The following is a 14,212-nucleotide window of genomic DNA, read 5'->3' as shown; positions in this document are numbered from 1 at the left end:
CTCTAAAAATAGAAATTATGACAAAAGAAAATTTACTTGTAACTGAAAATCAAGGTTTAGATTTAGATGAGCAGAAGAAAAAGGATATTTTAAGTTTTATTGAATCTTGTAACAAATTTCAGGATTTTACAAGAAAACTAGAGGAAGAAAATTTAATCTGGTATTTTATTGGTCCTTTACTACAAAATAAAGACATTAAGGAACAAATGAGCTCAAAGTGGAAGACAGATTTCCAAAGATTTGAGCAATTAATAAATGAAACACATAAAAAATTTGAAGAATCTCTACCAGGTGAAAATTTCTTAGTATATACAACACAAGATAATGAATTTAAAATTAGATTTGAAAATAAAGAAAAACCAATAGAGATTAGCACCCTTTTAAGAGCCAGTGACGAAGGCAAGGTTTATAACCTATCTTTAGGGAAAGATAGTCAAATAACTGCAACCAAAAAAGGCAGCGAAAGGCACTATGATTTTACTGGTTCAAGCTCATGTGAGATGACCATTAACTGGCAAGCTAAGGATTCTAAAGGCAATAGCATAGATTGTAGCATGACTGTAGAAGTAAATTCTAAGGGCATAAAAAGAGTGATTGATAAACCAAAATTTGGAGAAATAACTGACCCAGAAGAGGTATTAAAATTAGTTGAGCAGAATAAAGAAGTTTTTATCAATGGCAAAACTCTATATCAAACTTTCACTGACATGGTCAAAAGTGTGAACGATCAACAAACACCAGCAGAGGAAACATTTACAAAAGATTCACCACAGTCAGCTACACCAAGTAGCAGTGGATATTCCTCTCCTGATTCACGTAGAAGTTCTTTCTCTGGCGCTAGTGAATTTAGTGGCGAAGAAGATGAAACGCTTGAGAATAGCATGTCTGATGACGAGAAAAAGTATGAACAAGAAGGATCAGAAAATGGAGTGGATGAAATTATAGATGGAATTGAGGAGTTAAAAGAAGAAAAAGAAACGTTTGCTCAATATTTTGCAAAGCAGGCAAAGCAGCTTGAGGATCTAAAGTTAGAATGCGACTCCTTGAAAAATGAAATTAACAAACAACAGCAAGCAATATTTGAAAGAGATCAAAAAATCGAGGAACAAGATGCTTCTATTAAGTCACTTACAGAGAAACTCAAAAAATCAGAAGAACTTAATCAAAATATAGAAAAGGAAGGTGATACAGGAATAAGAACACTAAGTGAGGAAAAGCAAATTTTGGAAGGAGAAGTTAAAAAACTTAAAGCTGAATTGAAAAGAATAACGCAAGAAAAAGATCAAGGTATTGAACAACTAACACAAGAGATAAAGGCGTTAGAAAAAGAACTACAAGGTGAAAATAATGTAATTGGTAAGTTAAGTGATCAGTTGAAAAATAAAAAAAATGAAATAAATAGGATAAATGAAGAGCAGCAGGAAAAATTAGAGCAAAGTGAAGCTAAGTTAAGTGCACTAGAAAAAAAGAATGCAAATTTGGAAAACGATCTAAAGAAAACATTGTTAGAAGGTTTAAAGAATAATAATGAAAAGCAGTTGGCAGAAAAATTGACAGAAGAAAAAGAGAAAAACAATACATTGGCTAAAAAGATGAATCAATTAGCTAAAGAATTAAGTCAACTGCAAAAAGACAAAGAAGTTTTGGAGGGAAAAATTCAACAACTTGAACCTGGAAAATCACTTGCAGATGAGCTCAGTGAAGTAGGTGAGAATGTAGCTACATCAACTCAAACTGAAGTTGAATATAAAAGTGTAGAAATCCAGGCAAGTGATCAGGAAACTACAGTTCCTAAAACACAAGACCAAGGTACACAAGCTGCGGATAAATCTTCAAGCAAAAAAATTAGTAAATTAGAAAAGGAAAATAAAAATTTGGCTAGAGACAAACTAACTATATCTAATCAACTAAACCAAAAAATACAAGAGATTGGTGAGTTAAAGAAAAATTCAAAGCAATTACAAGAAGAAAATACACAACTAAGACAAAAAGTTACTAAAGGTACAGGTGTTGATGCATCATCTTCAATAGATCACAAGGAGACTAAAGAAATGGAGATTCAAACTGATGTGCAAATGAATGATTTTCGCGATTTATATGATAAAGAAGGCAAATATGTCAGAACAGAACTATCAGATCCAAACACAGTTCCTGCTAAGACTACGGAAAAATCTACTCCTTCAAAAGGATGAGTTTTGCTTCAACTATAGCTAATCCAAACGAGATATTATATTGCAATAATTTTCTGTGCTTTCAAAAAAACACATCAAGTAAAATCATTTGAAAGCAAATGGACATTGTTAGGTGAATTAACCCTAACTTAAGAATCATGTATATACAATATTAGTATGTTTAATTAATAGTGAGGTTAAAAATGTCACCTAGTGAAATAAAATCTAACTCACGTCCTGTTGAAGCTCAACAAGATAATTTGGGTGTTAGTACAATTATGCAAGATTCATTAAGTGCAGATATTGTTCATGATTCTAAAAAACTAAAGGAAAGAATTACTGACTTGTTAAAAGGAGATACAGAATTCTCCAAGATGAAGCAAGGAGATCAGGCTCTTGTAGTAGGTACAGCAAGTGGATTATTTGCAGCAGTGTTACCACTTTTGGCAGTTGGTGCAACACTTGCTATACCAAGTGCTATAGTTGGTCTTACTCTATTTTACGCTGCGAAAGTTGCTGTAAAAGCAGTTCAATCTGGATATAAAGGGCTCAAATGGTCAGCAGAAAAAACAGTTGAAGGAGCGAAGCATATTGGCGGAAAAATTAAGGATGGCTATGAGTATTCAGCAGATTCGCTGAAGAGAGGTGCTAGTTTTGTAAGTGAAAAAACAAAGGAAAAGACAAGTAATGTGCTCACTGCAACAGCAAATAAGTTATATCGTGCAGCTGGTAATGAGAATTATTCAGATAGAATAGATAATGAGCTTATTCCTGATTCACCACAAAAGAAGAGAGCTCAAGAAGTGAAAGAAGATCTTAGAGCAATTTGTACTGATGGAAAAAATAATTCCACGTTAATAAAGAGCATACTTTCTGGAATATCAGAAAAAATAGAAGGAAAAATAGCAAAAGAAACATATCTTGATTGGAGAGATTATTTGCCAGACCAGCTAGTAGATAAATGGAGAGAGCAGAAGAAATTTATTGATAACTTGGACGCAGATGGTTTGCGTAATTTAGTTACAAAAAGACTATCAGATAAAGATAAATACTTTAGAGACAGTATTTTCTCTGAACATCATGATGAGATTAAGGAAGTTATTAGAGAATGCAAGGAAGAGCATACTCGTTTTAATACTTTAGAAAGTCTTAATAAGTCAGCAAAAAGGCATAAAGCAAGTTCTATGAATTCACTGGAAAATAGCTTATCAGGTAGTAGTTCAACGAGTTCTATAAGTACTGTTAGCAGCGAAGCAGAATTATTAAATCCTAATGAGCATAAGGAAGTAAAAGCACCTACCTCACTTTGGAGCAAGTTGTCATCATCGCTAAAAGGTGGCAAAAAGCAAGAGGAAGTTACTCTTACACAATATGAAAGGATGAATGCAGATGAGATACCATCTACAAAGAAAGGAAATAGCACTTTTTATGTTGCTCCACCAAGAAGCAATTCAATGGATTCTATAAGTACTGACAGTACTGCTACAACTTCTAGCTTTGCCAGTTATCGTCGTAATTCTGATAGTGGATTCAATTCACCAAGTTCTTCTCCGCAACATGGTATTTTCACTGAGAAAAATGGCAAGTTAAAAACCCAAGCTGACTTAAGAAAGACAGGTTCTTTGGACAAATTGGTGGGACCTTCTTCAGCAGTAACTGTTGACACTAATGTAGAACAGCAAGTTCCAAAAACAAATGAAAGACAGTAACCAAAATTACCCACTTTCTTCAAAAGGATGTTACTCAATGAGTAACATCCTTTTTTCCATTTGATCAAAACGTTCGCTTATTTAATATCAATTTTCTAGCACTAGGCCAATTTATGGAGTTTCTCTTGCCTTTTTCATAGGTTACGCAAGAAACTTAAAAAATAAAAGTTTTTATTCAATAATTTGTGTATAAGGTATATTATTTTACTGCTAGTGAAATAAACCAGAATGAAGTCTATTTTATTGACAAGGCCTTTATTAGATTCGTTGAGCACAAGAAGCACGCTAAAAAAATATGGATACAAAGTTTTTATAGAACCAGTATTCACAATAAAGTACTTAAATCCTGATATATCTACGTATGAATTTGACGTTGTGATATCTACAAGTAAAAACAGTGTAAAGGCTTTCAGTCAAATATGCAAAGAGGATGGCTTTCCAATTATTACGGTTGGTAATTCAACTATGCAGGCTGCAAAAAATTTGGGATTTTCCGATATAATCTCAGCAGACAGCAACGTTGATGGTCTGATATCATTCATAAAATCTCATTATTCAAATGCAATAAAGTTCTTATATATAAGGGGACAAGAAGTATCATGTGACCTAAAAAAGAGATTATCTGAAGAAGGTTTTAACGTAAGAGAAGTTGTACTCTATAAAACAATTACTAAAAGGATTCTAACTAATAGGTGTAAAAATTTACTATTGGACGGTAAAATTGATAGCGTTGCTTTTTTTTCCTCACAAACTGCAAGGGCATTTTGTTCATTAGTTCTAAAAAGTGGGCTATCTCCTGTGATGAATAATACAGTTGCATATACCATGAGTAAAAACATTGCTGATAGTTTAAGGTTAATCAAATGGAAAAAAATTATAACATCAAGGTTACCTACTGGGGAGAGTTTAATTGATATAATTAATAAGGATTGTTGATGCTAAAGATTGCAACTTGGAATGTAAACTCAATACGTAGAAGAGTTAATCAACTTTGTAATTTTATAGCTGATAGTCAGATAGATATAGTTTTGCTGCAAGAGATAAAATGTACGGAAGAGCAATTTCCTTATGCAGAGATAGAAAAGTTAGGATATGAATATGCTATCTATGGACAGGTTGCAAGAAATGGCGTTTGTGTTTTATCTAAATATCCAATACTGGAAAAATTAAAAATCGATGTTGTAGAGAGTTATCAAGAAGCACGTTATATAGAGTGTGTGATAAAACACACCAATAATAAGATAAGGGTAGGAAGTTTATACGTGCCCAATGGTCAAAGCTTGGACTCCCAAGCATTTGAATATAAACTCAAGTTTTTTGATAACTTATATGAAAGGATGGGCACTTTGTTGAAAAATGAAGAGTTAACTATTATAGCTGGCGATTATAATGTTGCACTGGATGAAATTGATGTTTTTGATTCAAATTTATTAAATGGCCAAGTATGCTTTCATATAAAAGAGCGTGAGAAATTAAGAGCGATCTTGAATCTTGGTTTTAAAGATGCATTTAGAATATCTCACCCAAATTTGCAACAGTTTACTTGGTGGCATTATCAAGGTAATTCACTGAGAAATAATCAAGGGATGCGAATAGATTATATGCTACTATCGCCACAAGCTGTAGATAAATTGGAAACATGTTACATAGATGATAGGTTGCGTAAACTAGAAAACCCATCTGATCATACTCCTGTTGTATGTGTTATAAAACAATAAAAGACCTCTTACACAATTCACTTTTGGTAAGTCTATGTCTTACTTGACTGCTGCCTTTGTTCCTCAAATAGCTTATCTACAGTAACTTGCTCATCAAGCACAGTAAGCTGCTCACCCCCTTTATTTCCCACCTGAGGAGCTTGTTCCAGAGTAGGTTGTTTTTTACTCCCGTCAGCAATTGTTTCAAGAGAGCTTTCAATTGGGGTTTTTAAAATATCATCAATACCCTTGCGAATTTTTTCATTCAATTTTGCTCTCTTTTCTGTATCATCTTTATCTGGTGAGCTAGGATCATATAAAGTACCTGGCCTATTATTTGAAAAAAGAACTTCAATTCCTCCCTTTACAGCAAATATTGTACCAATAACAGCAGCAACTATCGCAAGTGTAGTAGGACCAAAAATTAATATTGAAGCAATGGAAAAAAGAATAGGAAGAAAAACCTTACGTAAGCACTTTGTTACCATCTCTTCATCACTAAGTAGTGGTTCATCCTCTTCTTTTTTATCTCCACCTAAAAATGGTATTTTTTCTTTCACTCCATCCATAAAGGAGCCAGAAATATTTTTCGGGTCTATTTTTATTCCCAATGGTAACCCAACAAGTTTTATTAGTGAATCTTTAGCTTCTGTACCACGTACATCATCTAAGCATTCCTCTACTACTTGCTTTACTTTACTATCTTCCTCTCCAGCCAATTTTTTCTCTCTAACTTCTTTAAATATAGAAAGTAAAAACTGACAAAAATTCTCTTCACTGAGTGGTCTTATCTTTTCTGGATTGACATTAGTTAGTAGTATCTTCTTATAAGCTAATATAAAATAATCAGTTATTCCTTTGCTCTCCTTTAATTTGGCTTTAACTTCTAATACTTTTACAAAGTAATCGTAAATTTCCTTATGTTCCTTCTTGAAGAGCATCTCATTTTGCCCGGTCACCTGAGTAGATGACTCTAAAGGCTTATTTTTTGCTTTTGGAACTGTCATAACGATCTATTTGTACTAACCTATGTTATAATTATAGCATATTTTTCGTATTAATTCAAATTTCTTAGAACCTGTCTTGAAAGGGAAAAAAGAAAAGAATAAAGCAAAAAATAGAAGAGTAACAAATGATATAAGTGATAAGGGAACGTAAAAAATTGCTTCCATATATTTTAAATCTGATTATAATGATAGTAAGAGATATTTTTAGAGCTCAAAAACTTATCTTTGTCTGCAGACTTTTCAGTCAAACTTTTAATCAAAAAGCGTAGCGTATCTTCTTCAGAGCATGTAAGTGTGCTTAATTTCTGTCGTATGTGCGCTGCACTTTTTTCTAATCTTTTTCACACAGGGGGATTTTATGTCCAGAATTCCAGATATTTGACCTTTACTTTAGCTAAAAATCAATAGGCGCCTATTGTTTAACGCTAATTAAAATAAAAATTTTTCTAATATATAGGAAAATTATAAAATCACTATTTACTGAAAGCGGGATGTTATTGCCAAGAAAGCTGCTGATATCACAGAACCTTAGATTATTCCCAAACGTTGTTTGCGTGACGTATGAGCGTGCTCTCCTTACTTCAAGAACTCTTTAATATGACTGCTATTATACTTACGAAATTAACTACTCAAGGCATCCGTTCAGGGGTGTGGCAAAATAAGGTAAAAGTGAATTTACAACAACAAGGCAGTGCTTGACACTGGAATCCAGCCTTTTGTAGTCTCATTGAAAGCGTTGCTTTTAATATCTATGATTAGGTTGCTTGTGAGCAATTTGGATCCCAGTGTCAAGCACTGGGATGACATTATTTTTGCTTCAATATTTACACATTAGCCATGCATCTGAACAGATACTACTTAGGTCCTTTCAAGACAGGTTCTTAGAGTCTACGGTATAATTAAGAAAAGCCCCAGTTGTCGCCAATTTCTATTTCTACTTCAAGCGGTATAGAAATTTTTACTGCATTTTCCATTACGTCTTTCATAAGTTTTGCTGTTTCTTGTACCTTATCGTCCTCTACTTCAACTAGTAGCTCATCGTGAACTTGGAGGATTATTTTACCTGTTTTCAATTGATCAAAAAGCTGAATCATTGCACGTTTTATTATATCAGCGGCGGTTCCTTGCAGCGGTGCATTTATTGCTGCCCTTTCTGCAAATTGTCTTAGATAAGGAATTTTATTGTTGATGTCTCTTACAAAACATCTTCTGCCAAACAAAGTTTCTACATAACCATGATTTCTCGCGATAGATACTGCTTTTTCCATATAGACCTTTATTTCTGGGTAACAAGAAAAATAGTAATTAATGTATTCAGCAGCCTCCGCAATGGTAATTCCAAGTCGCTTTGCAAGGCCAAATGGACTAATTCCATATATAATTCCAAAATTAATGGTTTTTGCTTTGCGTCTTAATTGCTCATCTATTTCTTGAACTCCAAAAACTTGTCTTGCGGTGATATCATGAATATCTTCCCTATTTGCAAAAGCTTCTTTAAATGCCGCAACATCTGCCACATGTGCCAGGAGTCTTAATTCTATTTGCGAATAGTCGGCAGAAATTATCTTGCACCCTTTTGGCACAATAAACGCTTGCCTGATAAGACTACCTTCTTCGCTTCTGATAGGAATATTTTGTAAATTAGGATTGCTAGAGCTCAGCCTTCCAGTTGCAGTCACAGTGATTGAAAAGCTTGTATGTATCCTACCATCAAGCGGATCAACCTGTTTTATTAACGCGTCAGTATAGGTACCCTTTAATTTACTTAGATGTCGCCAACTTAAAATTTTACCTGCGATTTCTGTCCCCTCCTCTTCAAGTGCCTCTAGAACTTCAGAGTTGGTGCTATAAGACCCGGATTTTGACTTTTTCTTTTTACTTAGCCCTATTTTATTAAATAAAATATCACTTAATTGTTTTGGTGATGCAATATTAAATTTTTCTCCTGCTAAGTTATGTATATCGTTTTCAAATACAGCAATTAGCTGCTCAAACTTATCAGACAGTTCCTGTAGTTTTTGAATATTAAGCAGTATTCCATTTTTCTCCATATCAAATACTACTTTCATGAGAGGCCTGTCGAAGCGTTCGTAAATCGTAAAAAGTTTTTCCTGAAATAATCTTTGTGTCAGTTTCTCATGGATCGCTATTAAAGTTTTTGCCGAAAAATTTTCTACATTCTCACTCAAATTATGCGCAACTATGTTTGGAATGCTGTGATCATGCTTACCTGTGTCAAGACTATATGACATGATCATCAAGTCATCAATTGAGTCTAGCACTCTCTCTATTGTAGGAAATATTTCTCTGATCTTTCTAATATCATGTATTATTTTAAGCACCTCATTTGAAAATAAAGTTGAATTTATTATAGTGAGTGCATCTTGTAGGCAGCTTTGATCTATGTAGAAAATATTATCTTCACTGCAAGATAAGGAGATTTCGTTTAATGCATTGTTTTCAAAGTGGCAATGAATTGCAATTTTACCTTCATATCTGCAATACTCCAAAAATTTTTCTAATTCTTCACTACTATATTCTGTTTTCTCTTTTGTGCTAGATCCACTATAAGAAAAAAGCTTTTCTACTTTTCCTATCAATGAATTAAATTCATATTTCTTCAAAAAGGATAACAATTTTTCCATATTTGGAGGATGGACTTCATATTTTACAATATCATGTTGAAGATCTACTTTTTTGCATAGTGACAAAAGTTCTCTTGAAATTAGTGCTTTTTCCTTATGCTCAGTAAGAATATTACGAACTCTTGTTTGCTCAATGTTATTGATGTTTTCTATAATGTTATCCAACGAATCAAATTTATCCAGCAATTTAGCTGCAGTTTTTGGGCCTATTCCTGGAACGCCTGGAATGTTATCAGATGCATCTCCAGTTAGAGAAAATAAATCAAGAAGCTTATTTGAATTTACACCAAATTTTTCTATCACTTGTTTTTCATCTACGTATATATTTTTGATAGGATCAAATATTAGAATGTTGTAATTCAAAAGTTGAAATAAGTCTTTATCTGATGAGACTACTACTACTTTAAAGTCTTCGTGGTTGGCATATTTTGCAGCTAGTGTTGCAATTATGTCATCTGCTTCATAGCCTTCAATCTCTTCATAGCTGAAGTTAAAAGCTTCCACCGCTTCTCTCAGTATTGTAAATTGTGGAATTAAATCCTCAGGAGGCGTTACTCTGTTTGCTTTATACTCAGAATATAAACTGTGCCTGAAATTTTTTTTGCCAGAATCAAGTGCTATAGTTAAGTAGTCCGAATGGACAATATACCTCAGAACCATATTCAAAAAGCCATACACAGCACCTATTGGAATACCGGTTGTGGTAGTTAAATGATGCAAAACGTAATAAGCTCTGAAAAGAAAACCGTAACCATCAATGATTGTGAAAGTCTTTTCTTTCATTTTAGATATTTGAGTGTGCCTTTGATGGTCTATTATTTAGCTACAAAAATCAAGTTCTTGTTTCCTATAGCTAAAATAATCATAATGCTATAGTTACTATAAGAAAATATATTATATAAGAGAGTCAATTATTCTGCCGCAATTTTGCTCTATCACACTTGCCATATTTAATATTCCAGTTTCATCATAATAATTTCCAATTACTTGCAAGGCAAGTGGCAAACCTTCATTTGAGAGCCCAACAGGGATAGAAATAGCAGGTAATCCCGCTAAGCTTGCCGGCACGGTAAACACATCATTAATGCACATCATTAGCGGATCTGGCTTTTCATTTAAGCCGAAAGCTTCTGTTGGAGCAGATGGCACAAGTATGTAATCTATTTTTTCAAACGCTTTTATAAAATCATTTCTGATTAATGCCCTAATGCACTGTGCTTTTTCATAATACTCATTGTAATGACCTGAAGAAAGCGCATAAGAACCAATTAAAATTCTCCTTTTCACTTCTTTACCAAAACCTTCTGCTCTTGTTAGCGAGTACATTTCTTCAAGGGTATCAGCATCAACCCTGAATCCGTAACGTACACCATCATAGCGAGCAAGATTAGATGAAGTTTCAGCAGAACAAATTAGATAGTAAACCGGTATCGCATATTTAGTATGAGGCAGAGTAATGTCAACAACTTCAGCACCATTTTCTTTTAAATTGGAAGAAACTTTTTCCCAATGATGAACGATTTCTTCTGAAATCCCATCCATTCTATATTCTTTTGGTATACCAATGCGCTTACCCTTGATATCACCATTTATAAGATTAGAAAATTTAGGCACTGGTTTTTCGCTCGATGTTGAATCTTTTTCATCATAGCCACAAATTGTTTCCAGCATTAATGCTGAATCAGAAACAGAACGAGTAATGACTCCTGCTTGATCAAGAGAGCTTGCAAATGCAATCATACCAAAACGCGAACATCTTCCATAAGTTGGCTTTATTCCAACCACTCCACAATAAGCTGCTGGTTGACGTACAGACCCACCAGTATCGCTTCCTAATGCTCCAGCACATAAAAACCCAGCAACTGATGCTGCAGATCCACCAGATGATCCACCAGGAACAACTTTTTCTCCATCACTTTCTCTAATCCATACATTTTCAACAGGGCCAAAATAGCTATTTATGTTAGCAGAGCCCATAGCAAATTCATCCATGTTAAGTTTACCGAGCATGGCTGCTCCACTTTTTAAAAGCAAATTAGATACCGTAGATTCATAAGTCGGGATGAAATTTTCCAGCATTTTTGAGCATGCTGTTGTTTTTATTCCTTTTGTACAGAATAAATCTTTAACACCAACTGGTATGCCCATAAGTGATGAAATATTATCTTTTTGTTTCAAAAAGTATTCATCTGCTATTTTAGCAGCTTTTATCGCGATTTCTGGGGTTTTTGTTACAAATGCATTTAGTTGCTCATTTTCGACTGCACTAACATGCGTTTCTACAAGCTCAACAGCAGAAAAATCCCCCCGTCTTAGTCCATCATACATCTCTGTAATAGTGAACCTTCTCAATTCATTCATTAACATTCAATTTAGCAAGGTGTTAATTATAACAACAATAGGGCAGAAAATCTATATATTTATGATCGAAAACGGGAATACAACCGAAATCAATTCAGATTTCTGAAATGGATTGGTCAGTAGTACGTTTTAAATAGCCGGTTTGGCACACAATGCTAAGCCATAAGGGTTTAGCGTTTCTAAAATCAAATATCAACATCATGCACGTTAAGTGCATTGTTATTTATAAAGTCACGACGTGGTTCAACTATATCACCCATTAGCACCGAGAATATGCTATCTGCTTCCTCACAATCTTTTATTTCAACTTTTAGCAGAGTTCTAGTTTCTGGATTGAGTGTAGTTTCCCAAAGCTGATCAGCATTCATTTCACCAAGGCCTTTAAATCTCTGCAGAGTTAAACCTTTTTTACCATAATCCATCACTATTTTTGCGAGTGCACTTGGAGACTTTATTTTTATTTCAGTTTCTTGCGACTGTAAAAATGAATCACCATTAAATAAGTCAATTATGTTATCAAGAGAACTCAATATATTCTGTATTTCTTTGCTTTCAAGCATACTAAGCGAGAATACATATTTGTCTGCTAACCCTTGAAACAATTTAGCAATGTGAATTTCCTCATCTTTTACTTCTACTTCCCAAGTATATTCACTATACATCAATTTTAAATATTTTAATATCTCATCAGCAGACAATAGAGCATTCTTTTTACTTAAAATTAGCAATGATTCTAAGAGATCTTTTGGTATTTCCCTATCATAATTTTTGCTAATGTTTGAAATACTGAGACACTTATTCAAAACGAAACGCAAATCTTTGCCTACACCATTTAATGTTAATCTTTTAATCGCTGAATTTACTATATACTCTTCAAAAGTTTCATCATCTTTGATATAAGTATCTTTAGCATTTTTTGTAACTTTATAGAGGGGTGGCTGCGCTATGTATAAATATCCTTTTTCAATTACTTCACGCATATGTCTAAAAAAGAAAGTTAGAATCAAAGTTCTTATATGCGATCCATCAACGTCTGCGTCTGTCATAATGATAATTTTATGATACCTAGTTTTTTCAATATCGAAGTGCTCACTCCCTATTCCAGCTCCAATTGCCGTGATCAGAGAGCCAATTTCTGCAGATGAAAAAATACGATCCAGCCCTGCACGTTCTACGTTTAGAATTTTTCCTCTTAAAGCAAGTACCGCCTGTGTTTTACGATTACGTCCCTGCTTTGCAGTACCACCTGCAGAATTACCCTCTACTATAAACAATTCCGATAACTCAGGAATTTTTTCCTGACAATCGGCAAGCTTTCCAGGTAGAGTTGCAATATTAATATTGTTTTTATTTTTAACTAACTCTCGTGCTTTTCTTGCGGCTTCTCTTCCTTTTGCTGACCTAATTGCTCTTTCTACTATACTTGCTGCTAACTTGGGGTCAGTTTCAAGTATTGTACTCAACTTGTCAAAAACTATACTCTCTATAACTGCCCGCGCTTCAGAACTGACCAATTTATCTTTTGTCTGTGAAGAAAATTTAGGATCAGGCATCTTGAGAGATAAAACACAAGTTAAGCCTTCTCTAACATCTTCTCCAGTCAAGTTCACTTTTGCCTTCTTCAAAAAACCTTCATTATTTGCATAGTTATTGATACATCTGGTTAGTGCAGATCTAAACCCTGCCAAATGCGTACCACCATCCCGTTGTCTTATATTATTTGTGAAGCATAGCATATTCTCATAGTAGGAATCATTCCACTCCATTGATATTTCTACACTGGTACCTAGATCTTTTACATCATCTCTAATGCTGGCAATTTTAGTAACATGTGTCTTATTCTTGTCTAAGTAGCGTACAAAATTAGCTGTACCAAAATTATCTTCAGACTCTTTACTATCGTTAAAATGAGACTTTACATGTGGTTTATTACGGAGATCACACAAAATGATCTCAATATTTGAGTTTAAAAATGCCAATTCTCTGATGCGACTCTCAAGAGTGGAGTAACTAAAATCAATACTACTAAAAGTCCCCGTTGATGGCATAAACGTTACTCTAGTTCCTCTTTTACTTGTGTTTTCATTGACTACCTTTAAAGATTCAACAGACTCACCATCTTCAAAGCGCATAAAATGTTCTTTTTTGTTGCGCCAGATGGTTAATTCCAACCAACTCGATAACGCATTAACAACTGAAATTCCAACACCATGTAATCCTCCGGAAACCTTATAGGTATTGCTGTCAAATTTACCTCCTGCATGTAGTTGGGTCATTATTACTTCTGCTGCTGATATTCCTTCCTCTGCATGAATATCAGTTGGAATGCCACGACCGTTATCGGTTACAGATACTGAGCCATCTTCATTTATGCTAACTTCAATCTTACTACAATAACCAGCTAAAGACTCATCTATCGCATTGTCAACAACCTCATACACCATATGGTGCAAGCCTGATCCATCATCAGTGTCACCAATATACATACCCGGACGCTTTCTCACAGCATCAAGACCTCTTAGGATTTTTATTGCGTCAGCGTTGTAGTTACTTTCCATGGAATTGCTTTATTTATAAATATTAATTAATATTACATTTGTATGTGCTGATTAGCAACATCTT

Annotated in this window: 8 protein-coding genes; 4 read left to right on the top strand and 4 right to left on the bottom strand. The window is 34.1% G+C overall.

The features are described from left to right. Window positions 1-17: 17 nt before the first annotated feature. The 4 genes from ABWU24_RS05410 (at window position 18) to ABWU24_RS05395 (ending at window position 5,598) form a co-directional block, all read left to right on the top strand. Window positions 18-2,192: a hypothetical protein gene (locus ABWU24_RS05410; protein WP_353274572.1), complete on the top strand. Its 2,175-nt coding sequence runs from the start codon at window positions 18-20 to the stop codon at window positions 2,190-2,192. A gap of 182 nt (window positions 2,193-2,374) precedes the next feature. Next, window positions 2,375-3,880: a hypothetical protein gene (locus tag ABWU24_RS05405; protein WP_341815740.1), complete on the top strand. Its 1,506-nt coding sequence runs from the start codon at window positions 2,375-2,377 to the stop codon at window positions 3,878-3,880. A 228-nt stretch (window positions 3,881-4,108) separates the two neighbouring features. Further along, the gene (locus ABWU24_RS05400) at window positions 4,109-4,816 is read left to right on the top strand and encodes a uroporphyrinogen-III synthase (RefSeq protein WP_015588316.1); all 708 of its coding nucleotides are present in this window, start codon (window positions 4,109-4,111) and stop codon (window positions 4,814-4,816) included. Then, on the top strand, window positions 4,816-5,598 hold the full coding sequence (locus ABWU24_RS05395; protein ID WP_341815739.1) for an exodeoxyribonuclease III: 783 nt from the start codon (window positions 4,816-4,818) through the stop codon (window positions 5,596-5,598). Before ABWU24_RS05400 ends, ABWU24_RS05395 begins: the two co-directional genes overlap by 1 nt. 32 nt (window positions 5,599-5,630) lie before the next feature. On the opposite strand, the gene ABWU24_RS05390 is transcribed toward ABWU24_RS05395, so the two are convergent. The 4 genes from ABWU24_RS05390 to gyrB all read right to left on the bottom strand — a co-directional run bounded on the left by ABWU24_RS05390 (window position 5,631) and on the right by gyrB (window position 14,148). Continuing rightward, window positions 5,631-6,584 carry a hypothetical protein gene (locus ABWU24_RS05390; protein WP_015588314.1) on the bottom strand — a complete coding sequence of 318 codons (954 nt, stop codon included), beginning with the start codon at window positions 6,582-6,584 and terminating at the stop codon, window positions 5,631-5,633. Between the two features lie 899 nt (window positions 6,585-7,483). Continuing rightward, window positions 7,484-10,012: a DNA polymerase I gene (gene polA / locus ABWU24_RS05385; protein ID WP_353274570.1), complete on the bottom strand. Its 2,529-nt coding sequence runs from the start codon at window positions 10,010-10,012 to the stop codon at window positions 7,484-7,486. Window positions 10,013-10,123: 111 nt separating this feature from the next. Next, complete coding sequence (gatA, locus tag ABWU24_RS05380; RefSeq protein ID WP_341815737.1) at window positions 10,124-11,590, bottom strand: Asp-tRNA(Asn)/Glu-tRNA(Gln) amidotransferase subunit GatA; 1,467 nt, start codon at window positions 11,588-11,590, stop codon at window positions 10,124-10,126. Between the two features lie 185 nt (window positions 11,591-11,775). Beyond that, window positions 11,776-14,148 (bottom strand): DNA topoisomerase (ATP-hydrolyzing) subunit B, encoded by a 2,373-nt coding sequence (gene gyrB, locus ABWU24_RS05375; RefSeq protein ID WP_341815736.1) that lies wholly within the window; start codon window positions 14,146-14,148, stop codon window positions 11,776-11,778. Between the last annotated feature and the right edge of the window lie 64 nt (window positions 14,149-14,212).

This window comes from Wolbachia endosymbiont (group B) of Hofmannophila pseudospretella (assembly GCF_964028515.1).
Taxonomy (GTDB): Bacteria; Pseudomonadota; Alphaproteobacteria; order Rickettsiales; family Anaplasmataceae; genus Wolbachia.
This window is presented reverse-complemented; position numbering and strand designations above follow the sequence as displayed.